The organism is Rhizobium sp. BR 314 (assembly GCF_047445805.1).
Lineage (GTDB): Bacteria > Pseudomonadota > Alphaproteobacteria > Rhizobiales > Rhizobiaceae > Rhizobium > Rhizobium lusitanum_B.
On record NZ_JARWLA010000008.1, the window covers coordinates 162882 to 183214 of the forward strand.

General features: G+C 60.0%; 17 protein-coding genes and 1 pseudogene. 10 read left to right on the plus strand and 8 right to left on the minus strand.

All coding sequences use genetic code 11. The features are described 5' to 3' along the window. Positions 1–140 precede the first annotated feature (140 nt). From rpoN to lptC, 4 genes and pseudogenes are all read right to left on the minus strand, one after another. A complete protein-coding gene (gene rpoN, locus QD461_RS13820; RefSeq protein ID WP_414088277.1) occupies positions 141–1721 on the minus strand; it encodes an RNA polymerase factor sigma-54 in 1581 nt (526 codons plus the stop codon). A 196-nt stretch (positions 1722–1917) separates the two neighbouring features. Further along, positions 1918–2661, minus strand: a pseudogene (gene lptB, locus QD461_RS13825) (LPS export ABC transporter ATP-binding protein); the annotation flags it as partial. Between the two features lie 79 nt (positions 2662–2740). After that, positions 2741–3394 carry an LptA/OstA family protein gene (locus QD461_RS13830; RefSeq protein ID WP_414088278.1) on the minus strand — a complete coding sequence of 218 codons (654 nt, stop codon included), beginning with the start codon at positions 3392–3394 and terminating at the stop codon, positions 2741–2743. Then, positions 3391–4077, minus strand: a complete 687-nt coding sequence (gene lptC, locus QD461_RS13835) for an LPS export ABC transporter periplasmic protein LptC (RefSeq protein WP_184706453.1) — start codon at positions 4075–4077, stop codon at positions 3391–3393. Before lptC ends, QD461_RS13830 begins: the two co-directional genes overlap by 4 nt. Positions 4078–4402: 325 nt before the next feature. Between lptC and sppA the strand changes: the two genes are divergently transcribed. From sppA to QD461_RS13850, 3 genes are all read left to right on the plus strand, one after another. Then, positions 4403–5359 (plus strand): signal peptide peptidase SppA, encoded by a 957-nt coding sequence (gene sppA, locus QD461_RS13840; protein WP_414088309.1) that lies wholly within the window; start codon positions 4403–4405, stop codon positions 5357–5359. A 27-nt stretch (positions 5360–5386) separates the two neighbouring features. Further along, positions 5387–5695, plus strand: a complete 309-nt coding sequence (locus QD461_RS13845) for an integration host factor subunit beta (RefSeq protein WP_007695350.1) — start codon at positions 5387–5389, stop codon at positions 5693–5695. A 157-nt stretch (positions 5696–5852) separates the two neighbouring features. Continuing rightward, positions 5853–6185 (plus strand): LapA family protein, encoded by a 333-nt coding sequence (locus QD461_RS13850; protein WP_414088279.1) that lies wholly within the window; start codon positions 5853–5855, stop codon positions 6183–6185. On the opposite strand, the gene QD461_RS13855 is transcribed toward QD461_RS13850, so the two are convergent. After that, entirely contained in the window at positions 6177–6635 is a 459-nt protein-coding gene (locus tag QD461_RS13855; RefSeq protein ID WP_414088280.1) for an N-acetyltransferase family protein, read from the minus strand. The two genes, QD461_RS13850 and QD461_RS13855, sit on opposite strands and share 9 nt — an antisense overlap. Before the next feature lie 35 nt (positions 6636–6670). Further along, positions 6671–7123, minus strand: coding sequence for an SRPBCC family protein (locus QD461_RS13860; RefSeq protein ID WP_184706461.1), 453 nt, complete (start codon positions 7121–7123; stop codon positions 6671–6673). A 115-nt stretch (positions 7124–7238) separates the two neighbouring features. On the opposite strand from QD461_RS13860, the gene QD461_RS13865 reads away from it, so the two are divergent. The 5 genes from QD461_RS13865 to QD461_RS13885 all read left to right on the plus strand — a co-directional run bounded on the left by QD461_RS13865 (position 7239) and on the right by QD461_RS13885 (position 13193). Then, on the plus strand, positions 7239–8366 hold the full coding sequence (locus QD461_RS13865; protein ID WP_414088310.1) for a class I SAM-dependent methyltransferase: 1128 nt from the start codon (positions 7239–7241) through the stop codon (positions 8364–8366). Further along, positions 8363–9223 carry a TrmH family RNA methyltransferase gene (locus QD461_RS13870; RefSeq protein WP_414088281.1) on the plus strand — a complete coding sequence of 287 codons (861 nt, stop codon included), beginning with the start codon at positions 8363–8365 and terminating at the stop codon, positions 9221–9223. Before QD461_RS13865 ends, QD461_RS13870 begins: the two co-directional genes overlap by 4 nt. Then, on the plus strand, positions 9220–9738 hold the full coding sequence (gene lspA, locus QD461_RS13875; RefSeq protein ID WP_414088282.1) for a signal peptidase II: 519 nt from the start codon (positions 9220–9222) through the stop codon (positions 9736–9738). The genes QD461_RS13870 and lspA overlap by 4 nt, the downstream gene beginning before the upstream one ends. A gap of 55 nt (positions 9739–9793) precedes the next feature. Next, complete coding sequence (locus tag QD461_RS13880) at positions 9794–12085, plus strand: hybrid sensor histidine kinase/response regulator (RefSeq protein WP_414088283.1); 2292 nt, start codon at positions 9794–9796, stop codon at positions 12083–12085. 229 nt (positions 12086–12314) lie between these two features. Then, positions 12315–13193, plus strand: coding sequence for a GNAT family N-acetyltransferase (locus QD461_RS13885; protein ID WP_414088284.1), 879 nt, complete (start codon positions 12315–12317; stop codon positions 13191–13193). 69 nt (positions 13194–13262) lie between these two features. Here QD461_RS13885 and QD461_RS13890 read toward each other — a convergent pair whose 3' ends face one another. Then, positions 13263–14672, minus strand: a complete 1410-nt coding sequence (locus QD461_RS13890) for an adenylate/guanylate cyclase domain-containing protein (protein ID WP_414088285.1) — start codon at positions 14670–14672, stop codon at positions 13263–13265. 69 nt (positions 14673–14741) lie between these two features. Beyond that, positions 14742–17030, minus strand: coding sequence for an NADP-dependent malic enzyme (locus QD461_RS13895; RefSeq protein WP_414088286.1), 2289 nt, complete (start codon positions 17028–17030; stop codon positions 14742–14744). A 112-nt stretch (positions 17031–17142) separates the two neighbouring features. Between QD461_RS13895 and mutS the strand changes: the two genes are divergently transcribed. Together mutS and QD461_RS13905 are read left to right on the plus strand one after the other, a co-directional pair. Continuing rightward, complete coding sequence (gene mutS / locus QD461_RS13900; RefSeq protein ID WP_414088287.1) at positions 17143–19884, plus strand: DNA mismatch repair protein MutS; 2742 nt, start codon at positions 17143–17145, stop codon at positions 19882–19884. A gap of 27 nt (positions 19885–19911) precedes the next feature. Next, positions 19912–20217, plus strand: a complete 306-nt coding sequence (locus QD461_RS13905) for a hypothetical protein (RefSeq protein WP_414088288.1) — start codon at positions 19912–19914, stop codon at positions 20215–20217. Positions 20218–20333 lie beyond the last annotated feature (116 nt).

The window sequence follows — 20333 nt, forward strand, 5'->3', positions numbered from 1 at the left end:
GGGATGATGGGGATAAGTTTCATGGTCGTGCTGTCTTGCAGCGATTGCGGCGGGCTTCTAGCCTTGCCGCATGGGAAAGTCAACTGCATCTTAACGGACTATTAGGAGATCGACAATCTGAGATTGAAGATCGTCAATCGTCAGAAACTGCCGACTTTTGCCAGTGCTCGCTTCTCTCGGCGTCGCTGTACGGACGAGGGGATGTTCATCGCTTCGCGGTATTTTGCAACCGTACGGCGAGCAAGTTCAATGCCGCCCTTCTTTAGCGTATCGACGATATCGTCGTCGGAAAGCACCGCATTCGGGCTCTCGTTCGATATCAGCAGACGGATCTTGTGGCGCACGGCTTCCGCGGAATGGCCGTCGCCACCCTCGACGGCGTTGATCGAAACCGTGAAGAAATATTTGAGCTCGAACAGCCCGCGCGGCGTCAGCATATACTTGTTCGAGGTCACGCGGCTCACCGTCGACTCATGCATTTTGATGGCGTCGGCCACAGTTTTGAGGTTAAGCGGCCGCAAATGATCGACGCCGTTGATGAGGAAAGCATCCTGCTGCCGCACAATTTCGCTGGCAACTTTCATGATCGTCTTGGCACGCTGATCCAGGCTGCGGGTCAGCCAGTTGGCGTTCTGCAGGCACTCCGACAGGAAGGCGTGGTCCTGGCTGGTCTTCGATACGGAGGCGAAGTACGACTGGCTGACCAGCACGCGGGGTAGGGCATCGGGATTGAGCTCCACCAGCCAGCTGCCGTCCGCAGACGGACGCACCACGATATCGGGCATGATCGCCTCGGATATGCCGGTTTCGAAGCCGCTGCCGGGCTTCGGGTTCAGCTGGCGGATTTCCGCCATCATGTCGAGGAGATCTTCCTCGTCGACGCCGCAGAGCCTTTTCAGCGTCGCAAAATCGCGCCGGGCAAGCAGCTCCAGATTTTCGATCAGCCGCTCCATGGCCGGATCGAAGCGATCCTTCTGCCGAAGCTGGATTGCCAGGCATTCGCTGAGCGAACGAGCGAAAACACCCGGAGGATCGAGGAGCTGCAGCGTATTCAGCACGCGCTCCACCTCGCCGATGGTCGAGCCGAGGCGCTCGGCCGTTTCGCTGAGATCGGCGCGGAGATAGCCGGTATCGTCCAACTGGTCAACGAGATGCTGGGCGATCAACCGGTCGCCCATCGCGGGAAGCGAGAAAGGGATTTGTTCGTTCAGGTGATCTCGCAGTGATACCTGGCCAGCAACGAAATCATCCAGATCGTAGCTTTCGCCCGCTTCGCCGCCGGGCATTGATTTCCATTGGCTGAGAAGCTCCGGCGCGTCGGCGCGCTGCGGGCTCGCATCGTCGGAAAAGACGTTGCCGAAATTCGTGTCGAGCTCATTGCTCAGCCTGTCGGCATGGCCGGTATTGTCGCTTTCGTACCAGTCGCTGGCAAGGTCGTCGCCGCCGCCTTCGAAACCGTCGTTGCGGGTATCGCCTGCGGGTTCCCCCGCCGTTTCACCCGCCATTTCGAAGCGCTCGTCCTTTGCCTCGCGTTCGCCATAGCCGCCCAAATCCTCGTCATTTGACGCAAATTCCAGCAGCGGATTCTTCTCGACTTCCTGCGCGATGAACTGGTTCAGTTCAAAATGAGTCATCTGCAGCAACTGGATGGATTGCATCAGTTGCGGTGTCATCACCAGGCTTTGGCTTTGGCGCAGGAAAAGATTGGCCGATAATGCCATGGCGGACGCAGGACTCCCCTTGAATTCCTCCGGAATTCGCGGTCTTCGTCTCCAAGATCTTTGCGAAATTCCAACTGGCCCAAAAATTGCTTTTTTATAGGTTTTGGTCAAGCGGAACTATGCGGCCGAAAATAGATTTCGGCGGCGTGGTGTATCCTGACAATATCAACGGGCGAACTGGCAGAATTTCAGCCAATCAAAGGCTGAAATTGTCGCCTAGATAGAGTTTGCGAACTTCGGGATTGCTGACGATGTCGTTGGCTCTGCCATGGGTCAGCACCTCACCCGCATGGATGATGTAAGCGCGGTCGATCAGGCCTAGCGTTTCGCGAACATTGTGGTCGGTGATCAGCACGCCGATGCCGCGTGCCGTCAGATGGTGCACGAGGTTCTGGATGTCGGCGACGGAGATCGGATCGACGCCGGCAAAAGGCTCGTCGAGCAGCATGAATGTCGGGTCGGTCGCCAATGCGCGGGCGATTTCGAGGCGTCGCCGCTCGCCGCCCGAAAGCGCGATCGCAGGCACCGTGCGCAGATTGCGAATGTGGAACTCTTCCAGCAGCTCGTCGATCTTGCGCTCGCGCTTCGTCTTGTCCTTCTCGTGGACTTCGAGAACGGCGCGGATGTTTTCCTCCACCGTCAGGCCGCGGAAGATCGACGCTTCCTGCGGCAGGTAGCCGACGCCTAGGCGCGCGCGCCGGTACATCGGCATCGAGGTGACGTTGTTGCCATCGATCTCGATCGTGCCCTCATCGACCGGCACAAGGCCGGTGATCATGTAGAAGCAGGTGGTTTTGCCGGCACCGTTCGGTCCAAGCAGGCCAACTGCCTCACCGCGTCGTACCACCAGCGAGACGCCATTGACGACGCGCCGGGTACGATAGGTCTTTGTGAGGCCGCGCGCGATCAGGGTGCCCTGATAGCGTGCTTTATCCGCGGCCGGCGTGCCGGATGTCGCAGAAGACGGTCCGGGCATGCCGGGTAGGGTGGTGGTCGATGTCGTCACGAGGGGGCCAGTATCAGTTTTTCTTCTGTTGCTGCTGCACTTGCTGAGACTTTGGGTCGAGCTGAATCTGAACGCGACCCCCACAGGAATCCAGCTGCGCTTCGCCGGTCGCCATATGAACGGTGAGCTGACAACCGGTGAAAACATTCGGTCCGTCCGTCAGCACAACCTTCTTGCCTTTGAGGACGGCGAGCTGGTTGGTCATGTCGAAGGAACCGTCGTCGGCGGTCGCCGTCTGCGTGCCGGAAACGAGGTAAACCTTGTCGGTCACCAGAATGTGGTCGATATTGGCGTTTCCTGAGACGAGCGACTCGTTCTGCTCCTTGGCGGCCTTGGCGACCGGATTGTCTGCCTGCTTGTTGGCGTCGCCCGCCTGCTTCTTCTTGTAGAAGACGGTCATCTTGCCGGACTGCATCGTCGTGGTTCCTTGAACCACCTTGACGTTGCCCGTAAATACCGCCTGGTTTTCCTGATCGTGAATTTCCAGCTTGTCGCTTTCGATCTGAATCGGCTGATCCTTGGAAAGGGCAAGGCCCGGCATCGTGCTTGTCGTCGACTGCGCGCCTGCTTCGGCGGCTGCGAAGAATGCGAGCGTGCTAACGGCGCACAGGAGACCGGCCTTGCGTAAGCCGGAGTGGAAAATTGAATTTTGCCAATAATTTATCATGAACCGCCCGGCTTCTGTTCGCTAGATGAATTGTGGAGAGCGGACGGTTCGATATTCATCCGAACCTGCCCGTCGAACTGGATTACGCTACCCTTATCCGTCATCTTGAGCGAACGCGCAACAACCGACATGCCGCCTCGGGAGATGGCAACTTGGTCCTGGCTCGACAGGTCTCCCTTCTTGACATCCAGGAACGCGGTCTTGAATTCGGCGCGCAGGCCATTGTCCATTTGGATGACGAAGGGTTCCGTCAGCTTGAGCGTGTCGGCCTGGCGGTCGAAATCGGCGCTTTGGGCCGTTACATGGGCGATCACGTCGGTATTGACGGGCATGGATGCCTTGATCGTCTTCAGCGTGATCATGTTCGGATTCTTGATGTCTTGCAGCGCCTTTTCCGCCAGCATCGAGTAATTGATGCCGTCCTTGTTGCGGCCGGCGATCGCCGGGCGTTCCATGACCACCTTCCCGTCTTCGATCTTGGCGCCTTCGATCTGAATTTCCGCCGGCAGATAGGCGCGGACGACCGAGACGACGACAAAGATAAGCGTGACGATCACCGCGGCGAGCGGCAACAGCACCTTTAGTCTCCTCACCCGCGCGGAATGGAAGATCGCATCCTTATACGCGCTGCGCTGCGGCAGCGAGCGATTAGTCTCGCCGGGGGTCTCGATCGTATTGAGCATGCAACAGGTCCGTCTTTGTCTGATCCGGAGAACCGCATTCACGCCATTCGGGGCCGTGTCAAAAAGCCTATCGGATCGTTTCGCATTATTGCACTGGCTTGCCAATATGGATTTTTTTCCGCAGCCAGAGAAATTTGGCGGGAAAATATGCCATAAATCAGTTTCATCCGATGGGACGATATCCTATCTGATGAACCAGCAGAGCGACGTCCCGCCGGCGACATCGAAAATCGAGACGGCTTTTCTCTAAGGATTGTGCCAGTTTCAAGGTGTTGTAATCCGGTTGGTGTCGTATTCAGTTTATTTCAGGGAGAAATAAGGCGTGATGGACAGTTCTGCAATCGCGGATCGGCGACAATTGCGCCGCAAGCTTGGTTTCTGGCGCATTATTGCCGTTTTGCTACTCGTGATGCTCGGTTTTGCGTTCTATCGATTCTTTGCGAGCGACCTGCCGGATACGCGCGGCCCGCAAATCGCCCGCGTCACGATTTCCGGGCTCATCCAGGACGATCCGGAGCTTCTCGATCGGCTGAAAAAGATCCACGACAATGATCAGGTCAAGGCGCTGGTCGTATCCATCTCCTCGACCGGCGGGACGACCTATGGCGGCGAGCGCATTTTCAAGGCGATCCGCGCTGTTGCGGCCAACAAGCCTGTTGTGTCCGATATCCGCACCGTCGCCGCTTCCGCCGGCTATATGATTGCGGCTGCCGGCGATAATATCGTTGCCGGCGATACCTCGATCACCGGTTCGATCGGCGTCATCTTCCAATATCCGCAGCTCAAGGATCTGCTCGACAAGGTCGGCGTTTCCCTCGACGAGATCAAGTCGACGCCGCTGAAGGCCGAGCCGTCCCCCTTCCATCCGGCCAGCGAAGACGCCAAGAACATGATCCGCAACATGGTCATGGACAGCTACGGCTGGTTCGTCGATCTCGTCGCCGATCGGCGCAAGCTGCCGCGCGAGCAGGTATTGAAGCTTGCCGACGGCAGCATTTTCACCGGTCGTCAGGCGCTTCAGAACAAGCTGATCGATACTTTGGGTGGCGAAGACGAGATCCGCGCCTACCTCGAAACGCGTAAGATCAAGAAGGATCTGCCGATCGTCGATTGGAAGCCGGAAGACAAGGCTTCATCCTTCTTTTGGCCGGCTGCGGCTTCCCGATTGCTCAACATGCTGGGTTATGATCCTTTAATTAAAGGAGATGCTCTCCAGAAGATCATGACAGAGAAGTTGTTTCTTGACGGCCTGCTTTCTGTTTGGCAGGGTGCAGCCGATTAATAAATCAATGATTTAAAGGGGGTAGCCGTGATCAAATCGGAATTGGTGCAGATTGTTGCCGCCCGCAACCCGCATCTCTATCACCGCGACGTCGAAAATATCGTCAACGCTGTCCTCGATGAGATCACCGATGCGCTCGCAGCCGGAAATCGGGTCGAACTTCGCGGCTTTGGCGCCTTCTCCGTCAAGAACCGGCCTTCGCGCTCCGGCCGCAACCCGCGCACCGGCGACACGGTCTTCGTCGAGGAAAAATGGGTGCCCTTCTTCAAGACCGGCAAGGAGCTGCGCGAGCGGCTGAATCCGGGCGCAGGCGACGAAGACGACGACGACAATTGATCGGCCGTTTCGACCGGATTTTTCCGTCCATGCCCCTTTGGACATGATTGTGCCGCGACGCCGTGGCACTTGAATTCATCAGCCTCTTTTCTATTCTGCGGCTGAGAGCAGCATGCTTGCAGCCGCAGGGATGCTTGCGATGATGAGGAGCTGCGCAATGGCCAAGAAGATCGTCAATCTACTGATATTGCTGCCGCTCGGCATCATTCTGATCGTATTCTGCGTGGCCAACCGGCAATCCGTGACGCTTGCGCTCAACCCCTTCAGGCCGGACGATCAGGTGCTGTCGCTGAATGCACCGCTGTTCGTATTGCTGTTTGCAGCGTTGATCCTCGGCATGGTCGTCGGAGCCGCCGTGACCTGGTTCAATCAGGGGAAGCATCGCAAGCGCGCCCGCAATCAGACCCAGGAAGCCGTGCGCTGGCAGGCGGAAGCCGACAAGCATCGGACACGCGCCGAACAGATTGCTGGCCAGCTTCCCTCACAATGAGTTGAGGTCGGCAAGCCGCATCTCCTTGTAATCGCCCTCCGGCGAGGCGCCGTTGCCGATGATCTCGAAACCGAGAGTCTCATAAAAGGATACGGCGCGCGCATTCTTGACCAGGCATTTCAGCCGGTAGCGGCGTGTCGGCCAATCCGGCAGCGCGGCAAGCAAGGCTTTGCCCGCGCCGCGCCCCTGAAAAGCGGGCAGAATATAGAGCATATGGATGAAGTCATCCGGCTCCCAGATGGCCGCAAACCCCGCGATCGTTCCATGCCGGTCTTCGCAAACGGATAAGCGCTCGCCATCCGTATGAATGGCGAAATCTTCCAGAGTGAAGTGATCGGGATTGACCCAGGAGAATGTTTGCCGCCGGACGTCGAGATAGATCTCGGCAAGGCGCTGCATATCCTGTTCGCGTGCTGGCCGGATCGACCAGATATCGGATTCCAATGTCATGTCTTTCATATGGGCGCGAAATGCCTTGACGGCAATCAGGCGCTTGCTCGGCCGTTGATCGCGGCGGTGAAATCAGCAAAGAACTGTTGGGCGAGCTTCTTTGCACTGGAATCCACCAGGCGGGAACCGAGCTGCGCAATCTTGCCGCCGACCTGCGCCTTGGCTTCGTATTGTAGGATCGTATCGTTGCCGTCTTCCTTGAGCACGACATCGGCACCGCCCTTGGCGAAGCCGGCAATTCCGCCCTTTCCTTCGCCCGATATCGTGTAGCTTTCCGGTGCATTGATATTGGAAAGCGTGACCTCGCCGTTAAAGGATGCGGAAACCGGGCCGATCTTCAATTTCACGGTCGCGGTCAATTCCGTCGGAGAAATCCTCTCGAGACTTTGACAGCCGGGAATGCATTGCTTGAGGATTTCGGGATCGTTCAGTGCCGCCCAAACGGCGTCCCTGGGCGCTGCGATCCGCTCTTCGCCGGTCATATCCATACGCAATCCTCCCAATGTGACATTTTGTGTATGGATCATCGCAGATCGGAAAGCGCTTTGCCAAGTGGCGGCCAGATGCTATTTGCACGCACATATCAATTTTGAGACAAGCATGGTGAAACATAGGGAAAGCCGGTCCAGCCAGAAAGCTGCGGGCGGTCCAGGGGCAAAACCCCGGCGTGATATGCCCGGCAAGCCACCGGCAAAGCCTGCGCGTGATTCAAGGCCAGCCAAGCCTTCGCGCGATTATGGCGAGCGCGTTGCCGAGCCGCGCACCGTTGCGCCTGCGGCCGCTACGCCCGAACGCCCGCTGATCGCCCGAACCGGCGAGCGCCCGACCGAGCGCGTGCCCGTCATTCTCGAGTCGCTTGGTGCCGGGGATTTTCACCTAATCGATAGCGGCAATGGGCTGAAACTCGAACAGTACGGACCCTATCGCGTCGTCCGTCCGGAGGCGCAGGCGCTGTGGCCGCCGTCGCTTGCCTCGCATGTATGGGACAATGCCGACGCCATCTTCACCGGCGACACGGATGAGGACGGTATGGGCCGCTGGCGCTTCCCGCGCGAGGCGCTCGGCGAGACCTGGCCGCTGCAACTGCTCGGCGTCGATTTTCTTGGCCGCTTCACCGCGTTCCGCCACGTCGGCGTCTTCCCGGAACAGATCGTGCACTGGGCCTGGATGAAGGAGCAGGTCGAGGCCGCGAAAAGGCCGCTGAAGGTCCTGAACCTTTTCGGCTATACCGGCGTCGCCTCGCTGGTGGCCGCCGCTGCCGGCGCTGAAGTGACCCATGTCGATGCCTCCAAGAAGGCGATCGGCTGGGCGCGCGAGAACCAGGCCTTGGGCCGTATGGAAAAGCTGCCGATCCGCTGGATCTGCGAGGATGCGATGAAGTTCATCCTGCGCGAGGAGCGGCGCGGCAACAAATATGATATCATCCTCACCGACCCGCCGAAATTCGGCCGCGGCCCGAATGGCGAAGTCTGGCATTTGTTCGAGCACCTGCCACTGATGCTCGATATCTGCCGCGAGATCCTGTCGCCGAAGGCGCTCGGCCTCGTGCTAACGGCCTATTCCATTCGCGCCAGCTTCTATTCGATCCATGAGCTGATGCGCGAAACTATGCGTGGTGCCGGCGGCGCGGTCGAATCCGGCGAGCTCGTCATCCGCGAAGCTGGCCTCGACGGCCGCACGCCGGGCAGGGCGCTTTCCACTTCTCTCTTCAGCCGCTGGGTGCCGAAATGAACCAGGATTTCCGTAGTGACGGCCCGCGCAAGGTCGGACAGGTCAAGGAGGTCACCTCGCTTGCCAATCCGATCGTCAAGGATATCAAGGCGCTGACGGTCAAGAAGTCCCGCGAGGAAAGCGGTGCCTTTCTCGCCGAAGGCCTGAAGCTCGTCATCGATGCGCTCGAACTCGGCTGGACGATCCGCACACTGGTTTATGCCAAGGCCGCCAAGGGCAAGCCCCTGGTCGAACAGGTGGCCGCCAAGACGGTGGCAGCAGGTGGACTGGTGCTCGAGGTCAGCGAAAAGGTCATCGGCTCGATCACCCGTCGCGACAATCCGCAGATGGTGGTCGGCGTCTTCGAACAGCGCTGGCGGCCGCTTCGGGACGTCAAGCCGAAGACGGGCGAAACCTGGGTGGCGCTCGACCGCGTGCGTGATCCCGGCAATCTCGGCACCATCATCCGCACCGCCGATGCGGCCGGCGCCTCCGGCGTTATCCTCGTCGGCGAGACGACCGATCCGTTTTCGCTGGAAACGGTGCGCGCCACCATGGGTTCGGTCTTCGCCGTTCCCGTCGTCAAGGCGACGCCGGAAGAGTTTATCGCCTGGAAGAAGAAGGCCGACGTCTCCGTCGTCGCCACGCATCTGGCCGGCGCGGTCGACTACCGCACCATCGATTACAAGAGGAAGCCTGTCGTGATCCTGATGGGCAACGAACAATCCGGCCTGCCGGATGTCCTGGCGAAAGAAGCCGATGCGCTTGCCCGCATCCCGCAGGCCGGCCGCGCCGACAGCCTCAATCTAGCTGTGGCGACGGCAGTCATGCTGTTCGAAGCCCGCCGCTACATTCTGACCCTTAGCGAGAGCCGATGATCGAGAGCGAGACCAATACGCAGCCGCCTGCAAAAGTGGCCCTGTTTTCCAGACCCTTGCCGATCCTGATCTTCATCGTCATCGCCGTCATTCTCGATCAAGCAGTGAAGATCATGGTGGATCACTGGCTGCCGTTGCAGGAAATGGTGCCGGTCGTTCCGATGCTGGCGCTTTATCGTACCTACAATCTTGGTGTCGCCTTTTCCATGCTGTCAGGCATGGATGGCTGGTTCATCGTCGGCATGCGGCTCATTATCGTTGCCTTCGTGCTATGGCTCTGGCGGCATACGCCCAATTACCGCTGGCTGGCCCATCTGGGCTTTGCGCTGATTATCGCCGGTGCGCTCGGCAACCTGATCGACCGCTTCCTCTACGGCCATGTGATCGACTACATCCTCTTTCACACCGAGACCTGGTCCTTCGCAGTGTTCAATCTGGCCGATAGTTTCATCACCGTCGGGGCTGCCTGTGTCATTCTCGATGAACTTCTGATGCCGAAAAAGGCCAAAGCGTAAAATTCTACCGAATCCCTGAAGGCATCGGGAACGGTGCTTATGCTAGCCAGATTGCATGAGCACTTTGGCAAAACTGCAGGGAACGCCTGCCGCTGATATCACTCGCGATGAAACGCGATCGATCGAAGGGTTGACCGGGAACGGACTGTCCCGCGCAGAATCGACCGAGACCTTGCGAGAGGCGGAACGGCGCCCGGCGCCGTCTGCACAGCCACGATGGCTGCAACGCCATTGGCTGAATGGCGGCGGTCTGGTTGGCGGTATTGTGCTGCTTGCAATCGGCTTTGCCGGCGGTCCGCTAGCGCTGGCCGGAGTTCTTGGCCTCGTGGCGTTTGCACTGGCAGTTGCCGGCTTCCTGAAGGTGTGGAAGGCAGATGCGACGCCTGCTGTCTCCGTTGCCGATTTCAGCGAGAGCGACCATGACCGTCTTTGGGAGCGCAAGGAAAGTAATAGCCTACTTGCCACCATCCATGATGCGCTTGGCGACATCACCGTCATCCGCAGCATAGATCGGCAGATTCTCGACGCCAATGCCACCTTCCGCAAGCTGACGGGAAAGTCCAGCCCCGAGGGCTTGACGTTGGAAGAGACCGGCATCGTCTTCCGCGCCGTCACCGATGCCAAGCATCAGGATGCCGAGATCGAGACGCTCGAAGGCCGCCGCATCTTTGCCTGGCACGATGTCATATTTCGCGATCCGTCGAGCGGCCTGCTGTGCATACAAAGCGTCGCTCGTGACGTCACGGAAGAGCGGCAGACGGCGCGCAATCGCGAGGATGCCAGGCTGAAAGCCGAATATAACAGCGCAGCGAAATCCAGGCTGCTGGCCACCGTCAGCCATGAGATCCGCACGCCTCTCTCGGGCATTCTCGGTATGAACCATCTGCTTGCCCAGACGCCGCTGACGCTGGAGCAAGCCAATTATCTCACGGGCATCCGTCAATCGGGCCACGCGCTGGTCCAGCTGGTGGAGGACCTTCTTGATTTCTCCACGATCGAAGTAGGGCGCTTCCAGCTGCATCCGCGCAAGGAAGCGCTGCGGCCGCTGCTCGAAGGCGTCGTCGAGATGCTTGCTCATCGCGCCCATGAAAAAGGGATCGAAATCGCTGCGACCGTTGCCGCCGATGTTCCCGAGACGATGGAATTCGATCCTGCGCGGTTGCGTCAGGTTCTGTTCAATGTCCTTGGCAACGCGGTGAAGTTCACCCAGACGGGCGGTGTTCTCGTTCGCGCCACCCTGGAAGGAAACGACCTGTCGATATCCGTGCGGGACACTGGTCCTGGCATGACGGAAGAGGAGCAGGCTCGCATTTTCGGCGAATTTGAACAGGCCGGTACTGTTGTCGAAAGAAGTGCCGGCACCGGGCTTGGGCTCGCGATCTCCGCGCGCATACTGCGTGAGTTCGGTGGCAGGCTCAAGGTTGCCAGCGCGCGCGGCAAGGGCACCGAATTCACCATCAGCTTTCCCATCGGTCTGGCTGACGATGACGCTGGAACCAGCCGGCGCGAAGATGTGCTCAAGGGCGCGCATGTGCTGCTGCTCGCCCCCGAAGGGCCGGCAAGCTCCGCCATCGCACAGACTATCCGCACTCTTGGTGGCGACTGCCACCTGGTCGGTGCCGCCGACATCGATGTCCTGATACGATCCTCCGAGGGCAGCGAGGCTGGACGGTGGACCGATCTCATTGTTGATCATCGCATGGCGCCGCTCTACTTCCGCGAGGGAAATGAGCTGGCGATACCAACATTGCGCAAGATTTTCCTTGTTAATCCGGAAGAGCGCAACACGCATCCGCTCGATCTCTTCGACGCCTGGCTCATCCGGCCGCTGCGGGAGCAATCGCTGATCGACGTGTTGAGCGGTCGCATGCGCGGCATGGAAAAGCGCGACACGATGCTCGACGGCGTGTCCGAGATCGGCATCACAACGCCCGAGGCAGACGATCCCGTGCTTGAGATCCTGCTTGGCGAGGATGATCCGGTCAACGGCATGCTCGTTCGCGCCATGCTTGCCAAGGCCGGCCACAGGGTTCGTCTGGTCGAGGATTTCGATGGCCTGCGTGCCCGTGCGGAGATTGTCGACGCGCGGCCGGACGTGATCGTCACCGATTTCAACATGCCCGGCGGCGCCGGCGCTGCCGTGCTTGCGCAATTGCGCGTACAGGAGCGCCGACAGGGATTGCCGGCACTGCCAATTATCGTGTTGACCGCCGACAGCCGCGAGTCGATCCGTCGGCAGGCATTGCTCGCGGGAGCCGACGCCGTCATCGTCAAGCCGGTCGATCCTGAGCGGCTGATGACCACCGTCCAGAGTCTCTCAAGGCTGGCCTTCGAACGGGCCGTGTAAAGCCCATTCCGTTTTCGCGCCGAGATTGCCGATGCCGGCTCACCAATGTATGGTGGCGAGCCGCTGTCATATTCAACCAGTGGCTATCGCAACGCTAAACTGGGGACGGTTTGTTCATTCGAAAATTTGCAATGGGCACGCTTCTTGCTTTTAGCCAAGCTGCGTGTCACTTTCCTGTCGCACGAATTTGGTTTATGGCGCTATATCGGCCCGCAGGGGGAGAGTCGCCATGTCCATCGAAATTTTGAATCGCGAAGCTCAGGGCGAAATGGTTCAGTCTTCAAAGGCAACGGTCGAACCGGTTGCCAGCGATGTGCTTGGACGCATCGGAAATTTAGAAACGCGCCTTGCACGCTCGGCGCGCGAAATTGATGCCGCTCAGGCTGTTCGCTACCGCGTTTTCGTCGAGGAGATGAACGCGCAGCTGCCGGCCGACGCCATGCGTCGGCAGCGTGATATCGATAGCTGGGACGCAATTTGCGACCATCTTCTGGTGCTGGACCGTTCGCTCGAAGGCGACACGGAAGACCAGATCGTCGGCACCTATCGCCTGCTGCGCCAGGAAGTGGCCATGGCCAATGGCGGCTTCTATTCTTCCTCGGAATTCGACATCGACGCGCTGCTCGCTCGCCATCCCGACAAGCGCTTCATGGAACTCGGCCGCTCCTGTGTCCTGCCGAATTACCGCACCAAGCGCACGGTCGAGCTGCTGTGGCAGGGCAACTGGGCCTATGCGCTGAAGCATGGCATGGGCGCGATGTTCGGTTGCGCCTCCTTCCCCGGCGTTCTTCCGGAGCAGCACGCGTTGGCCTTGTCCTTCCTCTATCATAATGTAGTCGCCAAGGATGAATGGGCTGTCGGCGCTCTGCCGTCGCTTGCCCGCACCATGGATCTGATGCCGATCGAGGCCGTCAACCCGAAGAAGGCGTTGATGGCGTTGCCGCCGCTGATCAAGGGCTATCTGCGCCTCGGCGCCATGGTCGGTTCCACGGCCGTCGTCGATCAGGCTTTCAACACGACCGATGTCCTGATCGTCTTGCCGATCGCCAGCATTTCCGATCGCTACGTCAATTATTACGGCGCGGACGCCGGTCGCTTCGCAAGCTGACACAATTAGAGCGGCTCAGCGTTTCATGGAGACGGCAAGCCGTTCTATCTGTCTTGTGGATCAGCTGTCCTAGGGAATCGCAAAAATATCGATTGCGTCTGTGATGCCGCGCAGCGAGACGTGGTGCGATTGCGGCTTCAGGCCGCGCGTCGTCAGCAGCTCGGCGGCACGGATATTTTGCAGCACTGCGCTCGTTGCGAATATCTCGCTCGACGTTGCCAGATGTTGCACGCGTGAGGCGATATTGACCGTTTGCCCGAAGTAGTCCTGCCGCTCGTTCAGGCTGACGGCGATGCATGGCCCCTCATGGATGCCGATTTTCAGAAGAAGATCATCGTTGCCACGTTCCTTGTTAAGGCTCGACATGGCATCGCGCATCCGCATCGCCGCCGCCAGCGCGCGGTCTGGGGTTGGGAAGGTGGCCATCACGGCGTCGCCGATGGTTTTGACGACGGCGCCGGCCTCCGCCCCTACGATCTCATGCAGGATACTGAAGTGGGTTTTGACGAGGTCGAAGGCCGCGAGATCGCCAACCCGCTCATAGAGTTCCGTCGAGCCGCGCAAATCGGTGAAAAGGAAGGTAAGGCTGGCGATCTTCAGCCTCTGATTGATGTCAATGGTCTCCGTTCGATAAATATCGCGGAAGGTCTGGTTGGAGAGCAGCCGCTTGGCGGTCAGGAATGGCCGACGATTGCCGAGCACGCCATGAAGTGCGTCATTGGCGATGCAGACCGACGGCAGCGTGCGAACCTGGGTATGATTTTCGATGACGATGCGCAGCGGACCCGGTCTGAGTTCCACCGTTTCGCTGAGCCGATGCATGCGATCGAGCACCAGCGATATGCTCTGCCGTTCCTTGGATGGCTCGCCCTTCACATCGAGGAATTGAGCACTGTGGGTAACCGGATCGAAGATAATGACGAATTCGGCCGGCAGCTGCAGCGATACCACAGCCTTTTCGCCCGGCGGCAACTCCAGGGCTTCGATGACGAACTGGTCGATCTTCTCCTCGTAACCCTCGTCCGGAAGATCGATGCCTGAACTCCAGTAGATCTGGCGAAAATACTCCAGAGGCGACAAATGATGCGGATTGTGGGCAGCGATGTGGCGTATGCGCGGACTGACGGTGAAGGTGACTTCGACCATCTCATCGAGCGTCGGCTCATAGCCGGCAGCGCATAAAGTGCAGCTGTAGGATTCGCTCTGGACGGTTCGCAGCGACGTGTTGACGTCCAGCACGCCGCCACATCCCGGGCACAGCACATTCCAGGACATCTCGAACAGACCGAGCCGAGCCGCATGCAGGAAAGTGCTGATGGTTTGTTCTTCATCGAAACCATGGTCGGCAGCGAAGGCGAGGGCATTCACGCGATTGAGCTTGCGGTCAGGTGCCTCAAGAACCATCCGCTCGATTGCATCGACGATTTCAGGCCGCACTGAATGGCGCAGCGCTTCGAATAGGGGCTGAGCTTCACTCATGCCCCTATCCTACACTCATTTTACCGGCCAGCCATCATCTTTGTTCGGCTGTTGGTCCGTCGGCTGGAATTAAGCGCCGGCACCATAGGCGGCGATCGCGGCCATGTTGACGATGTCGGAATCCTTGGCGCCCATCGACGTAATCTGCACCGGCTTGTCGAGGCCGACGAGAAGCGGTCCGATCACCGTGGAGCCACCAAGTTCCTGAAGCATCTTGGTGGAGATCGCCGCCGAGTGGAAGGCTGGCATGATCAGCACGTTGGCCGGGCCTGAAAGCCGCGAGAACGGATAGAGGCTCTCCATGATCTTACGGTTCAGGGCCACATCGGCCGCCATTTCGCCATCGAACTCGAAGTTCACATGGCGCTTGTCGAGGATGTTCACGGCTTCGCGCACGCGCTCGGACCGCTCGCCTGATGGATGGCCGAAGGTGGAATAGGCGAGCATGGCAACGCGCGGCTCGTAGCCCATCCGACGGGCGAAACCGGCCGCTTCTTCGGCAATCTCTGCCAGCTCCTCGGCGCTCGGCATATCGTGGACGGCCGTGTCGGCGACGAAGACGGTGCGGCCGCGGGCAAGCACGATCGACACGCCGATGACGCGATGTCCCGGCTTGGCATCGATGCAGCGGCGCACATCGCCAAGTGCGGTCGAGTAGTTGCGCGTCACGCCCGTCACCATGCCGTCGGCGTCTCCCAAAGCGACCATGCAAGCGGCGAAGTGATTACGGTCGTTATGGATCAGGCGCGTCACGTCGCGGTGTAGATAGCCGTCACGCTGCAGCCGGGCGTAGAGATAGTCGATATAGGTGTCCACGCGCTTGGAAATGCGGGCGTTGACGATTTCGAGGCCTGGGCGGTTGAGGTCGATGCCGGCGCGCTCTGCGGTGGAGTGGATCAGATCCTCGCGGCCGAGCAGGATGGCGGTGCCCAGCCCTTGGTTCGCATAGGAGAGTGCGGCGCGCATGACCTGTTCTTCTTCCGCTTCCGCGAAGACGATGCGCTTCTGGTGCCGGCGCACGCGTTCATAGAGCTGCGACAGCGTCGAGGCGATCGGGTCGCGCCGGGCCGAAAGTTCACGGGCATAGGCCTCCATATCGGGCATTTCGCGACGGGCGACGCCGCTTTCGATCGCCGCCTTGGCAACGGCGACCGGAATGGCCGAGATGAGGCGCGGGTCGAACGGCACAGGGATGATGTATTGCGGGCCGAAACGCGGGCGCGCGCCCTGATAGGCAGCCACAACATCGTCAGGCACGTCTTCGCGTGCCAGGCTTGCCAGTGCGTTGACGGCGGCGATCTTCATCTCGTCGTTGATGGTTGTGGCGCGCACGTCGAGAGCACCGCGGAAGATATAGGGAAAGCCGAGGACGTTATTGACCTGGTTCGGATAGTCCGAGCGCCCCGTCGCCATGATGGCGTCGTCGCGGATGCGGGCCACTTCCTCCGGCGTGATTTCCGGGTCGGGATTGGCCATGGCGAAGATGATCGGCTTGTCGGCCAGGGAGCGGATCATGTCTTCGGAGAAGGCATCCTTCTGCGAAAGGCCGAGAACCACGTCGGCACCCTTCATCGCTTCCGTCAGCGTACGCTTGTCGGTCTTGACCGCATGCGCCGACTTCCACTGGTTCATGCCTTCGCTACGGCCCTGGTAGATCACGCCCTTGGTGTCGCAAAGGATGATGTTTTCCGGGTTGAAGCCCATCGCCTTGATCAGCTCGATACAGGCGATAGCGGCAGCGCCTGCGCCGTTGCAAACCAGCTTCGTGGTCTTGAGGTCGCGGCCGGTCAGTTCCAGCGCGTTGATCAGGCCGGCGGCGGCGATGATGGCGGTGCCGTGCTGATCGTCATGGAAGACCGGAATGTCCATCAGTTCGCGCAGCCGCTGCTCGATGATGAAGCAGTCCGGCGCCTTGATATCCTCCAGGTTGATGCCGCCGAAGGAAGGGCCGAGATAACGCACGCAATTGATGAATTCGTCGACATTTTCGGTGTCGATCTCAAGGTCGATCGAATCGACATCTGCGAAGCGCTTGAAGAGAACGGATTTTCCTTCCATCACCGGCTTGGAGGCCAGCGCGCCGAGGTTGCCGAGGCCAAGAATGGCTGTGCCGTTTGAGATGACGGCGACCATGTTGCCGCGCGACGTGTAGTCGTAGGCCGTGGCCGGATCGGCGGCAATCGCCTTCACGGGAACGGCCACGCCGGGTGAGTAGGCAAGGGAAAGGTCACGTTGCGTCGCCATAGGCTTGGTGGGGTTGATCTCGAGCTTGCCGGGGCGGCCCTGCTTGTGGAAGTCCAGTGCTTCCTGATCCGTGATCCCCGTTCCCGGACGCGACTTGCTCTTGCTGTCAGCCATTGTTCCTCCAAACCTCCTGTGGGCGACCGGTCCCTCTTGCCCGATAGCTGTTGTCTTCTATACCGGCGCGCGGATAGGGTGACACCTCATTTTTTGGAAAAACTGCACCTCCGTGAACGAACGTATAAACACCAGCATCGATGCTTTCTCGGCCGCCGAGCTTGCCTCGGAGGAAAGCCGCGCTTCGGCAACTCCGATGATGGAGCAATATATCGAGATCAAGGCGAACAATCCCGGTTCGCTTCTGTTCTATCGCATGGGCGATTTCTACGAATTGTTCTTCGAGGACGCCATCGATGCGTCGCGCGCGCTCGGCATCACGCTGACGAGGCGCGGCCAGCACATGGGGCAGGATATCCCGATGTGCGGCGTGCCCGTTCATGCCGCCGACGACTATCTGCAGAAGCTGATCGCGCTTGGCTTCCGCGTCGCCGTTTGCGAGCAGGTGGAAGATCCGGCCGAGGCGAAGAAGCGCGGCGGCAAATCGGTTGTTCGCCGCGACGTCGTGCGCCTGGTGACCCCAGGCACGATTACCGAAGAAAAACTGCTTTCGCCTTCGGAATCCAACTACCTGATGACGCTGACCCGCATTCGCGGTGGTGCCGAGCCGCAGCTTGCGCTCGCCTGGATCGATATCTCAACGGGTGTCTTTCGTCTCGCCGAGACGGAAGCTTCGCGACTGCTCGCCGATATCCTGCGCATCGATCCGAGAGAGCTGATCCTGCCGGATACGATGTTCCACGATCCGGAACTGAAGCCGGTTTTCGATATTCTCGGCCGCACCGCTGTTCCGCAGCCGGCCGTGCTGTTCGACAGCGCCAGCGCTGAGGGGCGCATCACCCGCTACTTCGGCGTGTCGACGCTCGATGGTTTCGGCACCTTCAGTCGCGCCGAACTGGCCGCTGCTGCTGCTGCCATCGCCTATGTCGAAAAGACCCAGCTTGCCGAACGGCCGCCGCTCGGCTTGCCGGAGCGCGAAAGCGGCGCTTCGACTCTCTTCATCGATCCCGCCACCCGCGCCAATCTCGAACTAGTGCGAACGCTTTCCGGCGATCGCAATGGTTCGCTCCTGAAGGCGATCGATCGCACCGTGACCGGCGGTGGGGCCCGTCTTCTCGCGGAAAGGCTGATGTCGCCGTTGACCGATCCCCAGCGCATCAACGAACGTCTGGATTCGATCGGCTTCCTGGCTGACGAGCCATCGCTTTCAAGCGATCTTCGAGCGGCCCTGAAGCATGTGCCCGATATGCCGCGCGCCTTGTCGCGCCTTGCGCTCGACCGCGGCGGCCCGCGTGATCTCTGGGCGATCCGCCAGGGATTGGCAGCCGCGACTGACGTTGCCCGCATGCTCGGAGCGGCGCTCCTGCCTGAGGAGTTGAAGGCAGCACTCGCCGGGCTCAGTGCCTTGCCCGCCGATCTCGAAGCGATGCTCGCCGCGACCCTGGCCGACGAATTGCCCTTGCTGAAGCGTGACGGCGGCTTCCTGCGGGAAGGCGCGAATGCGGAGCTGGACGAAGTGCGGGCACTCCGCGACCAGTCGCGCCGCGTCATCGCCGGCCTGCAGCTGCAATATGCCGAGGAAACCGGTATCAGGTCGCTGAAGATCAAGCATAACAACGTGCTCGGTTATTTCATCGAAGTGACGGCCGGCAATGCCGGGCCGATGACGGATACGAGCGAAGCCAAGGCGCGCTTCATCCATCGCCAGACCATGGCGAATGCCATGCGCTTCACCACCACGGAACTCGCCGACCTCGAAAGCCGCATCGCCAATGCGGCCGACAAGGCGCTGGCGATCGAACTGGAAGCCTTCGATCGCATGGTCGCGGCTGTGGTGGTGGCTGCCGAGGCGATTAAGACCGGCGCCCGTGCGCTCTCGGTGATCGATGTCGCGGCCGGGCTTGCTCTGCTTGCCGAAGAGCAGGCCTATTGCCGGCCCGTCGTCGATGGCAGTCGCATGTTTGCCATTGAAGGCGGCCGTCACCCGGTCGTCGAGCAGGCGTTGCGCCGTCAGGCCGGCGGCCCCTTCGTCGCCAACAATTGTGACCTCTCGCCGAAGTCCGATGGCAAGGATGGCGCCATCTGGCTGCTGACCGGCCCGAACATGGGCGGTAAGTCGACTTTTCTGCGCCAGAATGCTTTGATCGCCATTCTCGCGCAGATGGGCTCTTTCGTGCCTGCGGCATCGGCCCATATCGGCATTGTCGACCGGCTGTTCTCGCGCGTCGGCGCGTCCGACGATCTGGCGCGGGGACGATCGACCTTCATGGTCGAGATGGTCGAAACGGCCGCGATCCTCAATCAGGCGACCGAACGCTCCCTCGTCATCCTTGACGAGATTGGCCGTGGCACCGCCACGTTCGACGGCCTGTCCATCGCGTGGGCTGCCGTCGAGCACCTGCATGAGGCCAACCGCTGCCGTGGTCTCTTTGCCACCCATTTCCATGAGCTGACCGTACTGTCGGAAAAGCTCGGGCGGCTCTCCAATGCCACCATGCGCGTCAAGGAATGGGATGGCGACGTCATCTTCCTGCACGAGGTCGGGCCGGGTGCTGCTGATCGTTCCTATGGCATTCAGGTGGCACGCCTCGCCGGCCTGCCAACTTCCGTGGTGGCGCGTGCCCGCGACGTTCTGACGCGCCTCGAAGATGCGGACCGCAAGAATCCGGCAAGCCAACTGATCGATGATCTGCCTCTCTTCCAGGTCGCGGTTCGCCGCGAGGAGGCCGTCGGGCGGCGTGAGCCGTCAAAGGTCGAAGAGAGGTTGAAGACGCTCGACCTCGATGACCTTACGCCGCGAGCCGCCCTCGATGTGCTCTACGAGCTGAAGAAAACCCTGAACAAAGCCGGCTGATCGAAGGCGACTTCCAAGGACACAAGCATGCATCTCGAAAATCTTCTCGCCGAAGTCCGGATTCTGGCCGAGCGCTTTTCTCCGATCGCCGCGCGCGGCAAGATCTGCGGCGAGGGCGAAGCGCCGGATTGTGAGTCCGATCGCGGCCTTCTCAATATCACCTTGTCGTGTAGCCGCATTTCCGACATCTGTTCCAGCATTGCCAAGGCCGGCTACTGGGAGTGCGAGCGCGAAATGGTGATGCAGATCGGTGCCCAGTCGCGCAACATCCTTCATAGCTTGAACGAGCTTAGGCGGACGCTTGAGATGCCTAAAGTGGATTCAAGGAATTAGAGCATGATATCGGCCGAACGCCGCTGACACCTTTTGGCATCATGCTCTCGCCCTAAAACTGCCGATTTCTGCGTTGATTGCGCGTCACGCTTCATCAACCTTGATCCGATAAAATG